The 21,566-nt window shown below is 50.8% G+C and carries 14 protein-coding genes; 12 read left to right on the top strand and 2 right to left on the bottom strand.

Going from position 1 to position 21,566, the window contains the following annotated elements:
- The first annotated feature begins 44 nt into the window (after nucleotides 1-44).
- The 5 genes from zwf (at nucleotide 45) to SNR34_RS19490 (ending at nucleotide 8,105) form a co-directional block, all read left to right on the top strand.
- Nucleotides 45-1,571, top strand: a complete 1,527-nt coding sequence (gene zwf, locus SNR34_RS19510) for a glucose-6-phosphate dehydrogenase (protein ID WP_236412005.1) — start codon at nucleotides 45-47, stop codon at nucleotides 1,569-1,571.
- Nucleotides 1,572-1,633: 62 nt separating this feature from the next.
- Nucleotides 1,634-2,299, top strand: a complete 666-nt coding sequence (fsa, locus tag SNR34_RS19505; protein WP_486179999.1) for a fructose-6-phosphate aldolase — start codon at nucleotides 1,634-1,636, stop codon at nucleotides 2,297-2,299.
- A 91-nt stretch (nucleotides 2,300-2,390) separates the two neighbouring features.
- Nucleotides 2,391-3,809 (top strand): NADP-dependent phosphogluconate dehydrogenase, encoded by a 1,419-nt coding sequence (gene gndA / locus SNR34_RS19500; RefSeq protein ID WP_236412007.1) that lies wholly within the window; start codon nucleotides 2,391-2,393, stop codon nucleotides 3,807-3,809.
- A gap of 191 nt (nucleotides 3,810-4,000) precedes the next feature.
- Complete coding sequence (locus SNR34_RS19495) at nucleotides 4,001-5,104, top strand: metallophosphoesterase (protein ID WP_486179998.1); 1,104 nt, start codon at nucleotides 4,001-4,003, stop codon at nucleotides 5,102-5,104.
- A 211-nt stretch (nucleotides 5,105-5,315) separates the two neighbouring features.
- On the top strand, nucleotides 5,316-8,105 hold the full coding sequence (locus SNR34_RS19490) for a family 78 glycoside hydrolase catalytic domain (RefSeq protein WP_486179997.1): 2,790 nt from the start codon (nucleotides 5,316-5,318) through the stop codon (nucleotides 8,103-8,105).
- Nucleotides 8,106-8,160: 55 nt separating this feature from the next.
- Here SNR34_RS19490 and SNR34_RS19485 read toward each other — a convergent pair whose 3' ends face one another.
- The gene (locus tag SNR34_RS19485; protein WP_486179996.1) at nucleotides 8,161-9,405 is read right to left on the bottom strand and encodes an AraC family transcriptional regulator; all 1,245 of its coding nucleotides are present in this window, start codon (nucleotides 9,403-9,405) and stop codon (nucleotides 8,161-8,163) included.
- Nucleotides 9,406-9,577: 172 nt separating this feature from the next.
- On the opposite strand from SNR34_RS19485, the gene SNR34_RS19480 reads away from it, so the two are divergent.
- The 6 genes from SNR34_RS19480 (at nucleotide 9,578) to SNR34_RS19455 (ending at nucleotide 17,704) form a co-directional block, all read left to right on the top strand.
- Nucleotides 9,578-10,867, top strand: coding sequence for a glycoside hydrolase family 1 protein (locus SNR34_RS19480; protein WP_486179995.1), 1,290 nt, complete (start codon nucleotides 9,578-9,580; stop codon nucleotides 10,865-10,867).
- A 26-nt stretch (nucleotides 10,868-10,893) separates the two neighbouring features.
- Nucleotides 10,894-12,297 (top strand): MFS transporter, encoded by a 1,404-nt coding sequence (locus tag SNR34_RS19475; protein WP_343260083.1) that lies wholly within the window; start codon nucleotides 10,894-10,896, stop codon nucleotides 12,295-12,297.
- 305 nt (nucleotides 12,298-12,602) lie between these two features.
- Nucleotides 12,603-13,460, top strand: a complete 858-nt coding sequence (gene licT / locus SNR34_RS19470) for a BglG family transcription antiterminator LicT (protein ID WP_486179994.1) — start codon at nucleotides 12,603-12,605, stop codon at nucleotides 13,458-13,460.
- 109 nt (nucleotides 13,461-13,569) lie between these two features.
- Nucleotides 13,570-15,477 (top strand): beta-glucoside-specific PTS transporter subunit IIABC, encoded by a 1,908-nt coding sequence (locus tag SNR34_RS19465; RefSeq protein ID WP_236412023.1) that lies wholly within the window; start codon nucleotides 13,570-13,572, stop codon nucleotides 15,475-15,477.
- Between the two features lie 19 nt (nucleotides 15,478-15,496).
- Complete coding sequence (locus SNR34_RS19460) at nucleotides 15,497-16,960, top strand: glycoside hydrolase family 1 protein (RefSeq protein ID WP_486179993.1); 1,464 nt, start codon at nucleotides 15,497-15,499, stop codon at nucleotides 16,958-16,960.
- A gap of 168 nt (nucleotides 16,961-17,128) precedes the next feature.
- Nucleotides 17,129-17,704, top strand: a complete 576-nt coding sequence (locus SNR34_RS19455) for a 5' nucleotidase, NT5C type (RefSeq protein WP_236412025.1) — start codon at nucleotides 17,129-17,131, stop codon at nucleotides 17,702-17,704.
- Between the two features lie 8 nt (nucleotides 17,705-17,712).
- Here the strand turns inward: SNR34_RS19455 and SNR34_RS19450 are convergent, their stop codons facing one another.
- Nucleotides 17,713-18,600, bottom strand: a complete 888-nt coding sequence (locus tag SNR34_RS19450) for a helix-turn-helix domain-containing protein (protein WP_486179992.1) — start codon at nucleotides 18,598-18,600, stop codon at nucleotides 17,713-17,715.
- Between the two features lie 133 nt (nucleotides 18,601-18,733).
- Here SNR34_RS19450 and SNR34_RS19445 point away from each other — a divergent pair, with 133 nt between their 5' ends.
- Nucleotides 18,734-21,439, top strand: coding sequence for a family 78 glycoside hydrolase catalytic domain (locus tag SNR34_RS19445; RefSeq protein WP_486179991.1), 2,706 nt, complete (start codon nucleotides 18,734-18,736; stop codon nucleotides 21,437-21,439).
- The last annotated feature ends 127 nt before the right edge of the window (nucleotides 21,440-21,566 follow it).

Here is a 21,566-nt window from a genome sequence, read left to right as displayed (position 1 = left end):
ACTACAGCAAAGAAACCAGAGTTATTCGGAAGGAGTTACGGGAGATGGAACCAACGACGATCATACTGTTTGGTGCGACTGGCGATCTGGCCAAGCGAAAAATATATCCTGCTTTGTATAATTTATACATCGAACAAAAACTGCCGGCTTCCTTCTCGTTGATCGGGCTTGGACGCCGCGAATGGAGCGACGATTTTTTCCAGTCTCAAGTGGAAAAATCCTTGCAGGAATTTTCGAGACGCGCGCCTGATGCGGAAAAAGTAAAATCTTTTGTGCAGGCTTTTCGTTACAGTGTATTGAATATCAGCCATAAGGAAGATTATATAAAGCTGCTTCGCATGGTGGAAGAAGGGGAAGCGCAGCGCGGAGCTGCTTCGAATCGTCTGTTCTACCTGTCGGTAGGACCGGAGTTCTTCGAGCCTATAGCCGAAAATATTCAGGAAAGCGGTCTTGGCGATACGCAAGGCTGGAAACGCCTTGTCATCGAGAAGCCGTTCGGCCATGACCTGCAATCGGCGCGTGATCTCAATCGCAAATTGAGCGAGGCGTTTACGGAGGACGAGATTTACCGGATTGACCACTATTTGGGCAAACCGATGGTACAGCGCCTGGAGACGCTGCACCAGAACAATCCGATCATGAAGGCGCTTTGGAACAATCGTTACATTTCCAATGTGCAAATTACGGCGAACGAGACGGTAGGCGTTGAGGAACGGGCATCTTATTACGATCACGTGGGCGCCGTGCGCGACATGTTCCAGAACCATATGCTGCAATTGCTCATGATGATGGCGATCCAGCTTCCTTACAACAAAAGCGACTCGGACAAAGTCCGCATGAAGAAAAAGCACATCATGGAATCGATTGAGCCGCTGCAAAAACAAAACGTGGGCGCAAGCGTCATTCGCGGCCAATATGCGGCGGGCAGCATCCAAGGCAAGCCGGTGCAAGGCTACAAGGATGAGCCGGGCGTTGCGGAGAACACGATGAACGATACCTTTATCGCCGCGAAGCTGCAGATTGACGATTTCTTCTGGCGCGGGGTTCCATTCTATATCCGCACAGGCAAACGCATGAAAGAAAAGTCCACGCGCATCGTCATCGAATTCAAGGAGCCATCCGGTCAGACTCATTCCGAGAGCAACAACGGTTCCAAACCGAATCTGCTTGTCATTGAAATGAGCCCGGGCGAGAGCATGACGCTCCAGCTGAACGCAAGCGATCCGGAAAACAAAGGCGAATTCAAGCCGGTGCATATCGACTTGTCCCCGGATCGGGAAAATCTGGCCGAAGCTTACGAGAACCTGATTCGCGATGCGCTGCATGGGGATCCTACGTTCTTTGCGCATTGGGATGAGGTTGAATTGTCGTGGGCATGGGTCCAGCCGATTCTGGACGCATTTGCAGAGAACCTGCTTCCGTTGCACACCTATGCCGCAGGAAGCTATGGCCCGGCCGAGTCCGATGCCTTGCTCGCCGAGGAGGGACATCATTGGTGGTTTGACGAGCCTGAAGAACAGGTGAAACAAGCTGCTTCTGGAGTTCCGTTGGCGGTTAATGGTAATATGTAATATGTAACATGCTGAAGTAGTACCAAATCCAAAAAATAAACTATCCAGTGGAGGGAATCAACATGAAATTTTTCATCGATACAGCAAACGTGGAGCAAATTCAAAAAGCATATAAAATCGGCGTCCTGAACGGCGTAACGACGAATCCTTCTCTCGTAGCCAAAGAAGGCGTGAAATTCGAGGACCGCATCGAAGAAATCCTGAAGCTGGTTCCTGAAGTGGAATCCGTATCGGCAGAAGTAACGCCGGATGCAGAAACAGCAGAAGAAATGATCGCGCAAGCGGAAGTACTGATCAAAATCAACAACAGCGACAAAAACATCACGATCAAATTGCCAATGACGCTGGCAGGTCTGGAAGCATGCCGCTACTTGACGAAAAAAGGCGTGAAAACCAACGTAACACTGATCTTCACGGTGAACCAAGCTTTGCTTGCAGCTCGTGCTGGCGCAACGTACGTATCCCCATTCTTGGGTCGTCTCGACGACATCTCCGAAGATGGCGTGCAATTGGTGAGCAAAGTAGCCGAACTCTTCCGTGTGCATAATCTGGATACACAAATCATTGCCGCATCCGTAAGACATCCGGATCACGTAACACGTGTAGCGTTGGCAGGAGCACATATTGCGACGGTTCCATTCTCCGTCATTGAGCAAATCTCCAAACACCCGCTGACAGACCAAGGTCTGGAAAAATTTGCGGCTGACTGGAAAAATTCCGTAAAATAATGATGATGACGCGGAGCAGGTGGCCGTTAGATTCGCCACCGCTCCGCCCCATAATAAAGCTTTAGAATATTAAAATGATCAGGAGGATATAATGAGCAAACAACAGATCGGCGTTATCGGACTTGCGGTTATGGGCAAAAACTTGGCCCTTAACATTGAAAGCAGAGGCTTTACGGTGTCGGTATTCAACCGTTCCCCGGAGAAAACGCATGACCTCTTGAAAGAAGCGGAAGGCAAAAACCTGACAGGCACGTTCTCTATCGAAGAGTTCGTGGCATCCCTGGAATCCCCGCGCAAAATTTTGATCATGGTTCAAGCGGGCAGCGCAACGGACGCAACGATCGAACAGCTGCTGCCTCATCTGGACGAAGGCGACATCATCATCGATGGCGGAAATGCCTACTTCCCTGACACGCAGCGCCGCAGCAAAGAGCTGGAAGACAAAGGCATTCGCTTCATCGGCACAGGCGTCTCCGGCGGTGAAGAAGGCGCGCTGAAAGGCCCTGCAATCATGCCGGGCGGACAGGAAAGTGCCTACAAACTCGTCGAACCGATCCTGACGGCGATTTCCGCCAAAGTAGGCGACGATCCTTGCTGTACATACATCGGACCAGACGGTGCCGGACATTATGTAAAAATGGTGCACAACGGCATCGAGTACGGAGATATGCAGTTGATCGGTGAGGCCTACCATCTGCTCAAATCCGTGCTGAATGTCTCGGTCGAAGAGCTGCATGAAATCTTTACGGAATGGAACAAAGGCGAACTCGACAGCTACCTGATCGAGATTACGGCCGACATCTTCTCCAAATACGATCCGGAAACCGGCAAACCGATGGTCGACGTCATCCTGGATGCTGCCGGACAAAAAGGGACGGGCAAATGGACAAGCCAAAGCGCGCTGGATCTGGGCGTACCGCTGTCCATGATTACGGAATCCGTATTCTCGCGCTTCTTGTCTGCCATGAAGGACGAACGCGTAGCGGCAAGCAAAATCCTGAACGGCCCGTCCGCGTCCGCTTTCACAGGCGACAAAGCTGCGTTCATCGAGAGCGTGCGCAAAGCGCTGTTCGCAAGTAAAATCGTATCCTATGCCCAAGGCTTCGCACAAATGCGCGCAGCTTCCGACGAGTACGGCTGGGATCTGAAATACGGCAACATCGCGATGATTTTCCGCGGCGGCTGTATCATCCGTTCGCAATTCCTGCAAAACATCAAGGAAGCGTACGACAACAATGCCGAGCTGAAAAACCTGCTGCTCGACCCTTATTTCCAAAACATCGTGGAATCGTACCAGGATGCATGGCGCGAAGTGGTATCCGTAGCGGTAACGCAAGGTATTCCGGTACCGGGCTTCTCCAGCGCGCTGTCCTACTACGACAGCTACCGCACAGAGCGTCTGCCGGCCAACCTGCTGCAGGCTCAGCGCGACTACTTCGGCGCTCACACGTTTAAACGCGTGGACAAAGAAGGCACATTCCACCACAACTGGATGGAAGCAAGCGAATAATCATTAGACGACGCAATCATAAAAGTTCAAGCATTCCTGTGTCCGATGCGAAAGCCTTTGGCTCTCGGCGGACGCGGGAATGCTTTTTTGCATTGGAAAGATGCCTGGAACAGGGCTTCTGGGTTATACTGGTGCAGACGGGTTAAAGGCATCATTAGAAATTGAATATGAACGAGGAGGATCGTCGTAGAATGTTTGTCGTAGCTGGTATTGCATTTCTGCTCGTATACGGATTGCTGGTATTTTACATAGGCTGGAGCGGGTGGAGCTGGATGAAACCCGTGGTGAGCGCACGTTTCCGCTGGCTGTATATTGGAATCATCGCATTTCTGGCTTGTTCATTTATTTTGGCGCGGATGTTTGGAAGCTTATCGTTTCTGAGCATCATTGGATCATACTGGTTGGCCATCTTCTCATTGTTATTGATGATTCTGCCGGTTGTACATATCATCCTTTGGCTGCTGCGGTTGACGCGCATACCCAGGCATCATGCACACAAATGGGCCGGCGCGGCGACGCTTGTTTTATTGTTGTCGACACTGGGTTACGGCATTTTCAATGCATATAGTCCGGTCGTGAGGGAGTACAGCATTCAGATCGATAAAAAAGTCGAAGGGCTGGACACGCTTAACATCGTGATGGCAGCAGATACCCATTTTGGGCTGCTGTCGGGACCAAGCCACGCTAAACGAATGGTGAATGAGATTAATGCACTGAAGCCCGACCTTGTGCTGTACCCTGGCGACCTGATCGACGATAACCTTGAGCTATACAAGAAAAGCGGGATCGCGGACATTATTCGTGATATCCAGGCACCCTACGGTGTTTACGCAACCCTTGGGAACCATGACAAATTCGACGGTCCGATCGAAGCGTTGATTGCAGCCTTGGAACAAAGCAACATGAAGGTGTTATATGATGAGCAAATTATGCTGGATGACAAATTGACCTTGATCGGGCGCAAAGACAGAACCGAGACGGATCGTGCCGAGGTCGCTGCTTTAATGGAAAACGTGGATCAAAGCAAACCGGTCATCATGCTGGACCACCAGCCGTATGATCTGGATATCGCCGAACAAAACGGCATCGATCTGGTTGTGTCCGGCCATACGCATCGCGGGCAGATTGCCCCGGCCCAGTTCATCACGCAGGCCATTTACGAGAACGATTGGGGACACTTACAGAAAGGCGACATGCATTCCATTGTCACGTCGGGTTATGGATTTTGGGGGCCGCCGATCCGTACAAGCAGCCGCTCCGAAATCGTGCAGATTCATGTCACGTTCAAGCAATAACGCGAGTCGTATATTTAACGTCACAGCCCTTCTTGTTGAAGGGCTATTCGGCATTTGATCTCGGTTATTCGGCTGCTCCGATACCTGATTACAAAAATGCGTCCCCACGTACCATAAAAAAAGCACTGTTTTTATTATCCTAAGAGAGTCACCGCGATCCTTCTCGATGGGTAGAAGCATACGGCGGAGTGAATTTGAGGGGGGATTATACGTGCTTGAAGTCGGATCATTGCGAACGGAATATTTGGAAAATCCTTTGGGCGTGGACGCAGCATCACCACGATTAGGTTGGAAGGTGTACAGTTCAGAGACGAACGTTATGCAAACGGCATATCATGTACAAGCATCCGGAACAAAAGACTTTAACGATTTGATCTGGGATACGGGGAGAGTAGAATCTGACCAGTCCCAAGTCATCTTGTATGCAGGTCCGCCGCTGGAATCGCTGCAGCGCGTCTATTGGAGGGTTAAAGTCTGGGACAATCACGGTGAAGAGTCCATATTCAGCGAATGCGCCTTCTTTGAAATCGGGCTGTTGCATTCCAGTGACTGGCGTGCCTGCTGGATTGAACCGGAAAAGGAAGTGCAGATCGATGCCTATAAACCTGCCCCTTATATTCGCAAGGAATTCATTGTAAGGAAGGGACTTGTCCGGGCCAGGGCATGTTTGACGGCAAAAGGACTATACAGCTTTTATTTGAACGGGGCGGAAGGTACGGACCATCTGTTTACTCCCGGATTTACATCTTATCACGAGCGATTGCAATATCAGATCTATGACGTGACTCATTTGCTGCAGGAAGGCGCTAACGCGCTTGGCATTATTCTTGGCGACGGCTGGTGGAGAGGTTCTACCGGCGGGGCTAGCTTGAAAAATAATTTCGGGTACAAGCTGGCTTTTTTGGGACAACTGATGCTGCAATATGAGGACGGAACGATCGAATGGGTTTGCAGTGACGGGACATTCAAGACATCATACGGACCGCTGCTGAAATCAGACATGAAGGCTGGCGATCTTTATGATGCCCGAATAGATATGGAAGGCTGGAACCAACCCGGATATGACGATTCTTCCTGGGAGCAAGTACAGGCTGCCAAAGATGAACTAACTGGCCTGATTGCGACCCGCAGCGTGCCGGTTAGACAAAAGGAAACCTTTTCGCCAACGGTATTACACACGCCGAATGGCGAGACCGTGCTGGACTTTGGACAAAACATCGCAGGCTGGGTGGACATGAGGGTTTGCGGTGAAGCCGGTACCGATGTTGTACTCATCCATGGGGAAACGCTGGATAAAGACGGGAACTTTACCTTGCAAAACCTGGCTCATCACGGGCCGTTAGAGGACTTTCAAGAAGTTCGCTACATTTTGAAGGGTGAGGGTATCGAGCATTATCGTCCGCGCTTCTCGATCTTTGGTTTTCGCTACGTGCTGGTCAAGAAGCATCCAGGCATTGTAAAAGCAGAAGATTTTACGGCAGTGGCCATCTATTCGGATATGGAGCAAACGGGTGAATTTACGTGTTCCAATCCCTTGATCAACCAATTGGTCTCTAACTCGCGCTGGAGCCAAAAAAGCAATTTCATGGAAGTGCCGACGGATTGCCCGACCCGGGAGAGAGCAGGCTGGACGGGGGACGCACAAGTATTTTGCAAAACGGCAGCCAATTTTATGAACGTGCATTCGTTTTATGAAAAATGGCTGGCCGACCTGGCGTCCGAACAATTCTCGAATGGATCCGTAGGGAGTACGGTACCTACCGTGATCGGCTATCACAACAAAGAGGAATGGGAGAGGTTCTCCAAGCAGAATAAAGACCCCATGATGGCCATACGCAGGCCAGAGCCAGGAACGGCAAGCATGCTTGACGGTTCTTCCGGCTGGGGGGATGCGGCGGTTATTATTCCATGGACGTTGTATCTGTGTTACGGAGACCAAACCATTCTAGAGAAGCAGTTTGATTCGGCTAAGGCATGGGTGGATTATATGGCCGTCAGCGCCAGGAAAGCCAATGAACGTTTCAAAGACTCTCCCGCCTATCAGAGCTATACCGACGGCGAGCTTGATGCGGATTACATTTGGGATACCAGCTTCCACTGGGGAGAATGGCTCGAAGCCGATTCCGAATTCAACGATCTGGTCGCGGCGATGAGCAAGTCCCAAGGCTGTCATCCCGATGTTGCGACGGCGTATTTCGCCTATTCCACGCGCCTCCTGGCCGAAATGGCTTCCGTACTCGGAAAGCTCGAGATAGCAGAAGAATACCAGCGTCGATATGAAAAGATCAAGCGTGTGTACAATGCATACTTTGTTCAGGATAACGGGCATATTCTGGACGATCGGCAGGCGCCGAATGTCCGGACGCTGGCGTTTGGGTTGGCGGATACAGCCAAACGACAAGCGGTTGCGGACCGTCTTGCCGAGATGGTCGTAGCGCAGAAGCATCATTTGAATACGGGATTTTTGTCCACGCCGTTCATCCTTCATGTTCTGGCGGATCATGGGTATCCCGAAATCGCCTATCGGCTGCTGGAGCAAACCTCCGATCCCTCCTGGTTATATGCCGTGAGCCATGGCGCTACAACGATTTGGGAAAGCTGGAGGGGAATCAAACCGGACGGGGAACTTACGGGTTCATTGAACCATTATTCCTATGGAGCGGTATGCGACTTCTTATTTACAGGCATTGCAGGCATTCGCCCGCAATGGAAAACGCCGGGCTTCAAACATTTTACGATAAAACCGCTGGTTGGAGGAACGCTTACACATGCATCTGCAACGTATGAATCTCCCTATGGCGTGATCCAATCCGGTTGGTTGAAGACGGAAAGAGGCGTTACCTACGATTTTGGCATTCCTGCGAATTCCAGGGCCACCGTTATGCTTCCGGGCAAGCAGGTTGACATCAAACGAGTGTCTGCCGAGTTTCCCGATGTCCGCTATGAAGACGGGCATATCATCTTTACGGCAGGAAGCGGGAAGTACACGATCGCGCTGTAATACGCCTTACAGACCAAAACGAGCCAATATTCATTGGGCTCGTTTTTACGTTGGGTCAACCTTTTTCGATCAAATGATGTTTTTCGCGATATTGTTTCGGGGTCACCCCCACGATCTTTTTAAATACTTTGGTTAAATAGCTCTGGTCATTAAAATGAAAGAGCGAGCCTAATTCGGATATCGAGATGGCGCTGTACGCCAGTAAACGTTTGATTTCTTCGATCTTTGTTTGTTGAATGTATTCGCTTACCGAAATGCCGACCTCTTTTTTGAACAGGGCCGACAAATATTTGGGACTAAGTCCAATCTCCAAGGCGATGTCGTTATGGTGGATTTCTTCATAAATGTGCTTATGAATGTACTCCTTGCAGGCTATGATTTTTTTGGAATATCTTTCGTGCCGTGCTTGCTTCACCTTCTCTGCAAACGTATGCAGGACTTCGCGTGCCAAACTTCGGATTTCATCCAGCCGGTCCAATTCCTCGAGCCGTTGTATGAACCTGTCGTGTAATGCAAAGGCGGTATCCTCGTTCAAGCCTCCGTCCATAGAAGCTCTCGTTACCAAAGCAATCAGCGTAATGATATGGTTTTTGTTCGAACGAAGGAAGCTGGATTTCGACAAGACGGATGAGGATTCTTCTTCCTTGATGAAAGAGAGTTCGTCGATGTCCTCAACCCTGCCTTCTTTGATCATGAACAAAAGCTTTTTTTCGAACAATCGAACCTGGTTGTGATCCGCAGATTGCAAATATTGGGTGAATTCAAGATTCACGAATCCCTTTGCCTTTTCATAGTCATCGAACTGAAAATCTTCATACAAGACGGATTGAGGAGAAAGCAGCTCCTTGTTGAACAAGTGATAAATAAAAACGCTGATATGGTTCAGCTTGTCATTGCTCAAAATCGGCAAACGTTCATAATAACGAGCGACTTGATCGCGATAAAAAAATGCATCCCTATCATTGATAATGCCAGTTAATACTTCATTAGGTATGGGGTGGGACAGGGTAGGACCCACAATCAGGGTGCCTTCAAACAGATCGCCATCGAAATAGCTGATTAATATGAACTTTTCGGAGAATACCGATTTGGTAATAACAGGAATCCGATATGTTCTTCTGGGTTCGAAATATAACGGGTTCAAATAACTTCCGGTGCGACGTTCGATCAGTGGGTTGATCGGTTGGCCGCGCAAGTTGTCATAGATGACTTTTCCTTTCGGACTGATAAAGAAAACAGGCAGTTCAAACGTATTGGAAACGAGGCTGCACATCGCGTCGATGGTAATGCATGTGGTCATCAGGATCAACTCCCTGCTGGAGATTTCATGCTGTATTCAGGACAATAATACTAAAAAACATACGAAATCACCATATCAAATCCAGGGTGAATGCTACTATGGTCATAGCGTCAAGTCAGGAATTGAAAACGCTTCCCCGGGGGAACAAATTGAGATGGAAAGGTAGAGGACGATGACAAAACCATTTAGGAGCGATTTTATGTTGGGTGCGGCTACGGCCGCGCATCAGGTGGAAGGAAACAATATCCATAGTGATTTCTGGGCGATGGAGCATATGCCGCACTCGTTGTACAAAGAACCTTCTTTACAGGCGGTGGACCATTATCATTTTTACGAAAAAGACATTCAAATGTTGGTGGATGCGGGCTTGAATACGTATCGCTTTTCCATCGAATGGGCAAGAATTGAGCCGGTTAAAGGGCAGTTTGCTGCAGAAGAGATCGAACATTACAGGAAGGTCCTGGAATGCTGCCATCAACATAAGGTGAATCCTGTCGTGACATTGCATCATTTTTCGTCTCCCAAATGGCTGATTGCCGAAGGGGGATGGGAGAGCGAAACAACGGTGGAGCATTTCAAGAACTATTGCCGGCATGTCGTTTCAGAGCTGGGGCCCCTGATGCCTTACATCTGTACGATTAACGAAGCGAACATGGGGAAACAGATCACCAAAATTATGAAACGAATGATCGGCGCCGCAGCGAACGATTCGAACTCCACAACACCCGCGGATGTGCAGGTGGGTTTAAACGTCGATGTGCAAAGCAGCATGGAGAAATACTTTGCCAGTTTGGGACAGGTGTTTGGCATGGATCCAACAAAAGTACAACCATTTCTCTCCCCACGGACGGAGCAAGGCGAACAGATCATTATGAAATGCCATCAGGCAGCCAGAAGTGTAATCAAGGAATTGAACTCGTCGATCAAGGTCGGCATCACGTTATCTTTGTACGATCATCAGGCGTTACCCGGTGGGGAACAGCTGGCAGAACAAGAACAGCATGAGGACTTCTTATACTATTTGCCGTTTCTCCAAGGCGATGACTTCATCGGCGTTCAAAATTACTCCAGAAAGATCCATGGACCAAGTGGGGTTGTCCAGCCGCCGGACCACGCGAAGTTAACCAAAATGGGATATGAAAACTATCCTCAAGCATTGGCGAACGTGCTTCAATTTGTGGCCAAACATTGGGATGGACCGATCATCGTAACCGAGAATGGCATATCCACGGATCAAGACGACGAACGCGTCGAATTCATCCGACAGGCCACAGCTGGCGTACAGAAGTGTATGGAAGACGGGATTGATGTGATCGGGTACATGTATTGGTCCTTGTTGGACAATTTCGAGTGGCAGCTTGGCTACGCTCAAACCTTTGGATTGATCGCCGTCGACCGATCCACGCAAATCCGAACTCCGAAAGAAAGTTTGTCGTTTCTTGGCTCGTTAAGAAATCGGTAAGCGCATACATTCAAGGGGGCATCATTATGGGAGTAGTCAACGTCACTCAGAGTCAGCCAGTCGCGAGCATGCCGGAAGAAGATCGAAAGCTTTCATTCCGGGAGAAAGTGGCAGCCACGATCGGCAACATGACGGGAACGATGCACAATCAAATCATTGCCACGTTTTTGCTGTTCTTTTATACGGACATTCTCGAAATAAGCCCCGCTTACGTGGCAGGTTTATTTCTGGTAGCCCGGATTATCGATGCTATTCTTGTTCCCGTATTTGGCGTGTTTGTTGATAAAGTGAGCACGCCGTGGGGGAAATACGTGCCGTACTTTGCCATTCTGGGAGTACCGATCGCCATTTTCGGATGGCTGACCTTTACGGACTTTGGGTTGGGGGCAAACGGGAACGTTATCTATGTTACGGCAACGTACCTGGTATACAGCATCCTGATCTCCATAAAGTATGCGCCGAGCAACGCCGTAGGTCCCGCGATCACCAAAAGAATCGATGACCGGATCTCGATGGGGCAAATCGGTTATATCGCCATTATGCTCGGTGCATTGTTCGCATCATTGGCTTTTCAACCGCTTTACAAAGCATTGGGAAACGGGAATGATGCCAGAGGTTTCTCGTTGATCATGGGCCTGGTCGGATTGGTGGGGATTTTGGTATCCATTTTCCAGGTAACATCTTTGAAAGAAAGATACATCAACCCGAATAACAGCCAAAAGACACCGTTGAAAGAAATGATATCAGCAGTGTTCACGAACAGGTCGGCCGTTGTTCTGTACATCTACGTGCTGGCTTTGAACTTGTCCAACGGAATCCGAACGGCAATCATGATCCATTACTTCAAATATTTCTTTAATAACGAAGGGCTTGTGGTCATATACGGTGCGGTAAGCATACTGCCCACGTTTCTCGGCGTCATGGTGAGCGGACCGATCACGAGACGGTTTGGCATCAAAATCAATGTGCTGGCCGCTTCCGTCGTAAACGTGATCTGCATGCTTGCGGTGATGGTTATCCCCGATACAAAGGCTGGAATTATCATTTTTATGGCCTTGAATGCGATCACCGCGTTTTTCCTGGGCGCATCGACGCCGGCGCAAGGCTCCATGATGCCTGCTGCCATGGATTATACCGAATGGAAGACCGGAAAAAACGTAAACGGTTTGATGGGTTCCATTCAAGGTTTCGTGCAAACGTTGGCCATGGCATTGGCCGGGTCTATCGCAGCGTGGGCATTGCATGTAGTGGGGTACGTACCTGGAGTCGAACAAAGCAGCGAGACCATTTTTGGCTTGAAATTGTTAATGGGCGTGCTTCCGGCATTCGTTCTATTATTTACCGCATCGATCCTATGGTTTGACATTTCGGAAGAGAAACAGAAGCAAATTACGAAGGAACTTGCAGAACGCAGGCAACAAAAAAGTTAATCCTTTTGCGTCGGAATCATAATTGCGTCCCGACAGGGCATAACTATGGCAGGAATCATCGGACTCGGCAATACGGAATAATCTCATGTCATTGACAATGACGACGGCGTCGGTGCCGGAATGATGCATGGATTATGCCATGTTCGAGACGATTTTTCGTTGACACCGTTTTCAGCTTGTGGTACATTAGTCCCGAGGCTTGTTACCGGTAATGCGGGCAAAACCACAATAGAAATGATGTTATCATTATTTCTGTTTTGGTTTTGCCCTTTTTTAATCCTCAAAATAAAGTGGTGGGTCCAGACATGATCATTAAACAAATATTTAATAACAATATCGTCAGCACCGTCGATGACAAAAACCAGGAACTGCTGATCCTCGGCCGGGGTATCGGATTCAAGTTCAAAGCGGGCGACCCGATCGATGAAGAGCGGATCGAAAAAATTTTTCGTCTCCAGGATGCATCGATCTACGAGAAATTCAAGTCGATCGTCACCGAGGTGCCTGTAGAGATATTGCAGGCGACCGACGATATTGTGAGCTTGGCCCGGACGCAGCTGAACAAAACGATCAGTGACGGCATTTATGTGTCCCTGTCGGATCATATCCATTTTGCCGTACAGCGGATGGAAATGGGACATATCGCGCGCAATCCGTTATCGTGGGAGGTACAGCATTTTTACAAGGCAGAGTATGATGTGGCCCGCGAGGCACTCACCTTGCTGCGCGAAAGATTGGACATTGAATTCCCGAAGGAGGAAATATGCAACATTGCGCTGCATTTCATCAATGCGGAGATCAATGATTCCATGAATGACGTAACACACCTGATGCAGCTGCTTCAGGAGATCATGAACATTATCAAATATCACTTCAACGTCGAAGTGGATGAAGATAGCGTCAACTATTTTCGGTTCATCACGCATTTGAAATATTTCTGCCAACGGGTCATCACCCATACGTCGCATGACGATGCGGAGGAATACCTGTACGAGGTCGTTCGCAAGAACTATCCCGAAACGTTCAAATGCATACGCAAAATCGAAGCTTTTATCCATAAAAACTATCAATACGACATGACGCATTCCGAGCAGTTGTATCTGACGCTCCATCTGGAACGCCTGATGAAAACGAAGCGGGATGCCGCCAAGGAAACCGAATAACGATGGGCTTGTTACTGTTCAATCAGGCAATACCCGAATGAATCACTGACGCACGCGAGCGTTGGTTTCATTCGGGTATTTTTTGTGGACACAGAAGGAGGAAAACGAGATGAATCATCAGGAAACGGCGAAAAACATCGTCAAAGCCGTTGGGGGAAAAGACAACATCAATTCGGTGTACCACTGCGTTACCCGTCTTCGCTTCGATCTGAAAGACAATGACAAAGTGGACAACGGAACGCTCAAAAATCTGGACAAAGTCATGGGGACAAACGTTTCCGGAGACCAGTTCCAGGTCATTATCGGCAACGACGTGTCCAAAGTATTCGACGCCATGGTGAAGGAAGAGCCTGCGCTGCAGCAAAGCCAGGACAACAAAACCGCCAAACCGGAGAAAAAGCAAAACGTGATCCTGAGCATTTTCGAAACGATCGCGGGTGTATTTGCACCAATGCTGCCAGCCATCACGGCGGCCGGTATGCTCAAAGGGTTGCTGGCGCTGTTCGTATCGCTCGGCTGGATGGCTGCCGGAACGGACACGTACCGCATTCTGTCGGCGATCGGGGATGGCGTGTTCCATTACCTGCCGCTTCTGATCGCGTTTAGCGCGGCACGCAAATTCGGCGCCAATCCGTTCGTCGCCGTGGCGCTCGGAACCGCGCTGATGTATCCGGACATGAGCACATTGCTGTCCAGCGGGGAGTCGGTATCCTTTATCGGCATTCCGGTAACAGCGGTGAGTTATGCTTCTTCGGTCATTCCGATTTTGCTGGCCGTATGGATTATGTCCTATGTGGAAAAATGGGTGGACCGTGTCATCCCGGCTGCGCTGAAGCTGCTGCTGGTGCCGCTGGTTACGCTGATCATTATGGTTCCGGTTACGCTGATCGCCATCGGGCCACTGGGAACATTCGTAGGCAGCGCTTTGTCGGGCGGTATCAACTGGCTGCTGAATGAAGGCGGATTGATTGCAGGTCTTGTGCTTGGCGGTGCCATGGCCTTGATCATCATGACGGGTATGCACTATGCGCTTGTACCCATCATCCTGAGCAACATTGCAACGCTTGGATTCGATAAATTCCTGCCGCTCACATACATCTCCAACATGGGTCAGGCAGGTGCTACGCTGGGCGTATTCTTCCGTGCAAAAGATAAAAAGTTGAAAACCGTAGCCTTGTCGACGAGCTTTACCGCTTTGATGGGGGTTACGGAACCGGCGATGTACGGGGTGAACATGAAGTTCAAACGTCCGTTCGCTGCAGCGATGATCGGTAGTGCCGTCGGTGGCGGGTTTGCGCTGGCATTTGGTGCAAAAGCGTACGTTCTGGCCGGTAACGGCGGTCTTCCAGGTCTTCCTGCCCTGATTGGACAAACGTTCTGGTATTCTCTGATCGGCATGATCCTTGCGTTCGTTGTGGGTACGATTGCATCCGTATTGCTGGGCATCAAAGAAGAGGAAGGCGACGCTGAGGCGCTTGCCCCATTCGCTCCGAATGCGGCGGCGACGCCTGCCAAAGCAACCGAAGTGGTTGACGTCAATGCCATGGAAGCGCCGGCGCCGTCAAGCAATGCGATGGCCTATGCGCCGCTGACAGGCAAATCCATCGAGCTCAAGGAAGTAAACGATCCAACGTTCGGTGATGAAATGATGGGTAAAGGCGTTGCATTTGTGCCAACCGTGGGTGAACTGGTTTCTCCGGTGACCGGCACGATCATGAACGTGTTCAAAACGAAACACGCGATCGTGGTTCGCAGCGATGACGGCATGGAACTGCTCATGCATGTGGGCATCAACACGGTGAAACTGCGTGGTCAGCATTTCGAAGCGCATGTGGCGACAGGTGCGCGCGTTAAGGCTGGAGATAAATTGCTGACGTTTGATCTGGAAGAAATCGCGAAAGAATACGACATCACAACGGCCATGGTTGTGACGAATACAGCCGATTACAGTCAAGTACTTCCTGTGAAACTGGGAGACATCGTTGCTGGCGAAGAAGTATTGGAAGCCAAAATCTGAGGAGAGGGAGAGACCCGAGATGAACAAACGACAAGGTTTTCCGGAAGGATTTCTGTGGGGCGGCGCCATTGCCGCCAATCAGGCAGAAGGGGGATTCGACGCGGGCGGCAAAGGCTTCTCGACGGCGGACATGGTTCCTTATTTTGCGAAAAAGGATTACACCAACCTGCGGGAATTGATGCACGTAACGAGCGCGAAGGTGGAGAAAGCGATGGCTCATCACAGCGCCGAAGGATATCCGAAGCGTTACGGCATCGATTTCTACCATCGGTTCAGAGAGGACATCGCCTTGTTTGCAGAGCTTGGGTTCAAGGTGTTCCGGTTGTCGATCAACTGGCCGCGCATTTTCCCGAACGGTTACGATGAAGAGCCGAACGAAGAAGGATTGCGCTTCTATGATGAAGTGTTTGACGAGCTGAACAAACATGGCATCGAACCGCTGGTGACGCTGTCCCACTATGAAATGCCGATGGGGCTGGTGCTTAAGTACAACGGCTGGGTTGGTCGTGAAGTGATCGGCCATTTCTTGAGATACGCAGAGACGGTGATGACTCGCTACAAAGACAAGGTCAGATACTGGCTGACATTTAATGAAATCAACACAACGATCATCGAACCGTTTACAGGAGGCGGCGTGATCGAAGACCGCGTGGACAACGTGATGCAGGCGTCCTACCAAGCCCTCCATCACCAGTTTGTGGCGAGCAGCCTGGTTACGAAGAAGGCACGGGAAATCAATCCGGATTTCCAAATCGGCTGCATGCTGGCACGCATGATCCATTATCCGGCTACATCCAAACCGGAGGACGTGCTGCAGGCGCAAATCGACAACCAGCTCAATCTGCTGCATACGGACGTGCAGGTGCGCGGAAGTTACCCTGCGTTCATGGACCGTTACTGGGAAGAAAACGGGGTGTCCGTCGTCATGGAACCAGGCGACGAGCAAATTTTGCGCGACCACACCGTGGACTTCATTTCGTTCAGCTATTACACGTCGCTGGTGTCTGCGGTAAATCCGGAGGATTATGGCGTAACTGGCGGCAACCTGTACAGCACGATCAAAAACCCGAACCTCGAACGCACCGAGTGGGGCTGGCAGCTTGACCCGATCGGACTGCGCATCGTGCTGAAAGAACTGCATGACCGCTATCAATTGCCGCTGTTCGTCGTTGAAAACGGTCTTGGCGCGAAAGATACGGTTGAACCGGACGGTTCCATCCAGGACGATTATCGCATCGACTACCTCAGAAAACATATCACCCAAATGAAAGAAGCCGTTATGGACGGCGTCGAACTTATGGGATATACGAGCTGGGGAGCCATCGACATTATCAGTGCATCGACTTCCGAAATGTCCAAACGATATGGCGTCATCTACGTCGACCAGGATGATCTGGGACAAGGCACGCTGAACCGAATCAAGAAAAAGAGCTTTGGCTGGTACCAAAAAGTGATTGCATCCAACGGTGCAGACCTGAGCTAAGCGTATGCCAAGCGTAAAATAACATGTTCAAAGCCCTTGCGCAGCGGATGATGCCGCGTGCATGGGCTTTTTTTAGTAAGGGATCGAATATGCATTGGTGTAACGCGCCACAGGATGGAATGATGACACGGATGGTGATATACTGGTTTCCGAGTAGGGGGAATACATATGAAGAAAGCGATTATTGCCGTAGACATGGACGATACGATCTGCCATCTGGTGAAGCGGGCCATTCATTATAACAATTTGCAGTTTCCGACGCATCCGCTGCGTTATGAAGATATGGTAACGTGGGACACGACGCATTTGCGCCATCCGGATTCGACGCACGACATCTTTTATGGCAGGCCGGGATTATTCGAAGAGCTGGAGCTGTATGACGATTACGTCGTGGAAGAGATGCAGAAGCTGAACGAGGCGTACGATGTCATTATCGTAACCGCGGCCGACCCCGCCACCGTGGTGGAGAAGTGGAACTGGCTTCAGCGCCACATGCCGTTTATTACTGCGGAGCAGTTCATTACCTGCAAACGCAAAAACTTGCTCGGATTCGATCTGTTAATCGATGACGGGCCGCACAACCTGCTTCCTGCGCTCGCTGAGGGCAAAAAGGTACTGTGCATTCCTCATCCTTGGAACGTGCGAGAGCGGGAGCAGCATGCGTTCCCACTGATGAAAACGTGGAAAGACGCAAAGGAAATCGTAGATCGCCTGTTGGCGCCGGATTCTTCGATCTCCAATTAAAATACGGTTCAACCATGATGCGTGGAATGGGGTGTATGCTTCTTGCGGTACGCCAGCGGCGTATCGCCCGTAATTTTTTTGAAATTCGCATAAAAGGAGTCGACATCCCGATACCCGACCAGTTCGGCAATCAGGCTGACTTTGTGCTGTGAACGCTTCAGCAGTTCACAGCTTTTTTGTATGCGCAGATGTTGCAGGAATGAGCCGAAGCTTTGTCCGGTCTGCGTGCGGAACATGCGCTGGATTTGTTTGTCGCTGCAATTGCAGAGGCGTGCCAGATCGGACAGGCGCGTTTTCTCGGCGAGATGCTGCTCCAAATATTGAATGATATGGTCGAGCTCCGGCGGTTTGACCGGGTCGTTCGGCTCCACCCTATGGATGAAGCGGTAGGTGGTTACGACCAGTTGGCTGACAAGCGTATACAGCATGGTAGACGAGCCGATCCCGGGAACGGAGCACTCGCGGTGCAGCCTGGCCATCAGGTCTTCGATCCGTCTCCCATGGTCTGTAATGAAAACGTAAGGGGCCTTGTTTTGCTCCAATTCGTTCAGGTGCGAAAGGATCTCGGGTTCCTGAATCATGCCGGCCAATTCCTGGATCAATTCGGCGTTGAACAGGCAGTTGCTGATCGTGAGCGGATGTTTGGAAACGTCGGTCGTGGCCGGGCGAAAGACGTGCGGAACGCCGACCGGAATCACGAACAGCATGCCCTGATGCACCGGAATGACCTCGTTTCCGATATGGTGGAAACCTCGTCCCCCGGAAACATAGCTGTATTCCACGAAATCATGCGCATGGAAGGGACCCGCAAAATTTTCCGAGACGCGGTTGACGAACAATTTCAGCTGGTCGCGGAAAAAGTACTCTCCTTTAAATATCTCAATGGCAGGCTTCATGATCAAACCTCCTTGCTTCGTGGCCGGATTGCCGGGTGAAAAAGTCCGTTCTGCCGGGTAATTCTCAGGTTCGGGTCGATATAATTATATCGTAAGCCCTTACAATAGACCATGCGGAAAGGATGCTGCAACCATGTTCATCGTTAATCATCTTCGCTGCGAATATCGGAAAAATCCGATCGGACTGGACATTTCGTCCCCCCGGATCAGCTGGCACCTGCAATCCGATGCCCGGAACGTCGTCCAGGAAGCTTATCAGATCCAGCTATCCCTCGTACCCGAAATGAACCGAATCGAGTGGGACTCGGGACGGCAACATTCCAACCGTTCCATTCATGTGGAGCTGACCGGTTGGAAGCCTGTCCCCCGAACCCGATACTATTATCGCGTTCGTGCTTGGGATGGTGCGGGCAATGAATCGGAATGGTCGGAACCGGCTTTTTTCGAAACAGGCCTGATGGATGCGGAAGACCGATGGCAAGCCGATTGGATCACGGCCGGTGCAGCCTTGAAGGACGATCCTTCCTGCCCGCGCTTGCGCAGAGTGTTCGAACTGCAAAAAGCGGTAGTCAGGGCAACCATTTATGCGACAGCACTCGGGTTATATGAACTGCACCTGAATGGTGCCAGGGTAGGAGATCATTATTTTACGCCAGGCTGGACCAGTTACGACAAACGTTTGCAGTACCAGGTGTATGATGTTACGTCCATGCTCGTGGCCGGGCAAAACGTGATCGGCGCGGTTCTCGGAGACGGATGGTACGGCGGGCATTTGGGCTGGGACGGCCGAAAGGGATTATTCGGCGACGATCGCGCGCTGCTGCTGGAACTGCATATTCGATACGAAGACGGCTCCGAGGATCGGATCTTGTCGGGAAAGGACTGGATGGCATCCGCCAGCGCCATTGCCATGTCGGACATATATATGGGGGAAACGTACGACGCCCGGCTGGAGTCCGATTGGCTGGACGAATCCCGCGCATCCTGGTCACCGGCAGCGATTTTGGACCATGCCAAAGACATCATCGTTGCGCAGGAGAACGTCCCGGTTACGGCGATGGAGCAGCTGAAGCCGATTGCGCTGCTGACCACGCCGGAAGGCGATCGTGTGCTCGATATGGGACAAAACATGGTGGGCTGGATGAGGTTCAGCGTGCAGGGTGATCCTGGGCAAACGGTTGAACTGCTGCATGCGGAGATTCTGGACCATGCCGGCAACTTCTATACGGAAAATTTGCGTTCCGCCAAGCAGCAAGTTCAATATACGCTGAAAGGCGGGGGCGTTGAAACGTATGAACCGCATTTTACGTTCCAGGGGTTCCGATACGTGAAACTGATCGGTTTCTCCGAACCGATTCAGATCGACGATTTTACAGGTGTTGTGCTTCATTCGAATATGGAACGCACGGGCGAATTCGCCTGCTCCAGTCCGCTCGTCAACCAGCTGCACCACAACATTTTGTGGGGGCAAAAGGGCAATTTCCTCGACGTGCCGACCGATTGCCCGCAGCGCGACGAACGGCTCGGCTGGACGGGGGATGCGCAGATGTTCATCCGCACGGCGTCTTATCTGATGAACACCGCTCCATTTTTCACGAAATGGCTGCGGGATTTGCGGGCAGACCAGCATGAGGACGGGGGCATTCCGTTTTTTGTGCCTGACGTCAACGTATCCGGGAGCGACAGCGCCCATTCGTCGGCGGCATGGGGCGATGCAGCGGTCATTTGTCCGTGGACGCTCTATGAAATGTATGGAGATACGAGACTGCTCGCCGAACAATATGACAGCATGAAGCAATGGATCGAATACATTCGATCGCAAGGCGATAACCCCTACTTATGGAATACGGGCTTTCACTTCGGGGACTGGCTTGGCCTCGATTCGAAACCGGGAAGTTATGTCGGGGCTACCGACCGGGATTATGTCGCGACCGCATTTTATGCGTATTCGGTTTCCCTTACACGGAAAGCAGCCAGCGTGTTGGGGTATGATCAGGATGCGGTTTACTTCGACCAATTGCATGCACAGATCATCCAAGCTTTCCGCAACGAATTCGTTACACCTGCCGGCCGCATTTCCGTGCCGACGCAGACAGCGCATGTATTGGCTTTGCACTTTGACCTGCTGGAACCAGAGCACCGCAAACGGGCCGGTGATCAATTGGTGAAATTGGTTGAAGAGGCGGGCAATCATCTGACCACCGGTTTTGTCGGAACGCCATATCTGAACCCTGTGCTCAGCGCTGCTGGTCATCGCGATTTGGCTTATACCCTTTTATTTCAAAAGGATTATCCATCCTGGCTGTTCCAAGTGACGCAAGGTGCCACGACCGTGTGGGAGCATTGGGACGGCATGCGGGAAGATGGAAGCCTTTGGAGCAGGGACATGAATTCGTTCAATCATTATGCGTACGGCGCGATTGGCGAATGGTTATACCGTGATATCGCAGGCATACGTCCGGATGAAAACCGCCCCGGCTTCGGCATGGTGCATATCGAACCACAGCCGGGACCCGGATTGGATTGGGTCAAAGCCAAGGTGGACACCATGTATGGCGCGGTTTCGTCGTCATGGCACCGCCACGACCATGGCGAAATGATCGTGGAGGTTCACATTCCGGCCAACGTTTCGGGCACGGTGCTCCTTCCGCTTGCTGCGAAAGCTGCAGTGAAGGAGCAGGGGCAGCCTTTGGATGAGGTGACGGCGATCCGCGCGTTCCGGGCAGAAGGGCCGGATACCCGCGTGGAGCTTGGCTCGGGCAGTTATACGTTCACCTACGTTCTGCCGAAGGCTGACGAACATCCTGAACTCGAAGCGGAAAAAGTGCGATCGAGTTAAGATCAAGTCTCCAAGGATTACTGCAAATTTTGTTGAAAAATGACGAAAATGATATGGATAAAGATTGAAAAAACCTCGCTTGCCCACTAGAATGAAGATGGAATCTGGATTGCGGCCGGAAACTATC

It is taken from the genome of Paenibacillus sp. XP01, from assembly GCF_057364885.1.
The sequence above is the reverse complement of the archived record's forward strand: the minus strand, read 5'-3'. Positions and strand labels throughout refer to the sequence as shown.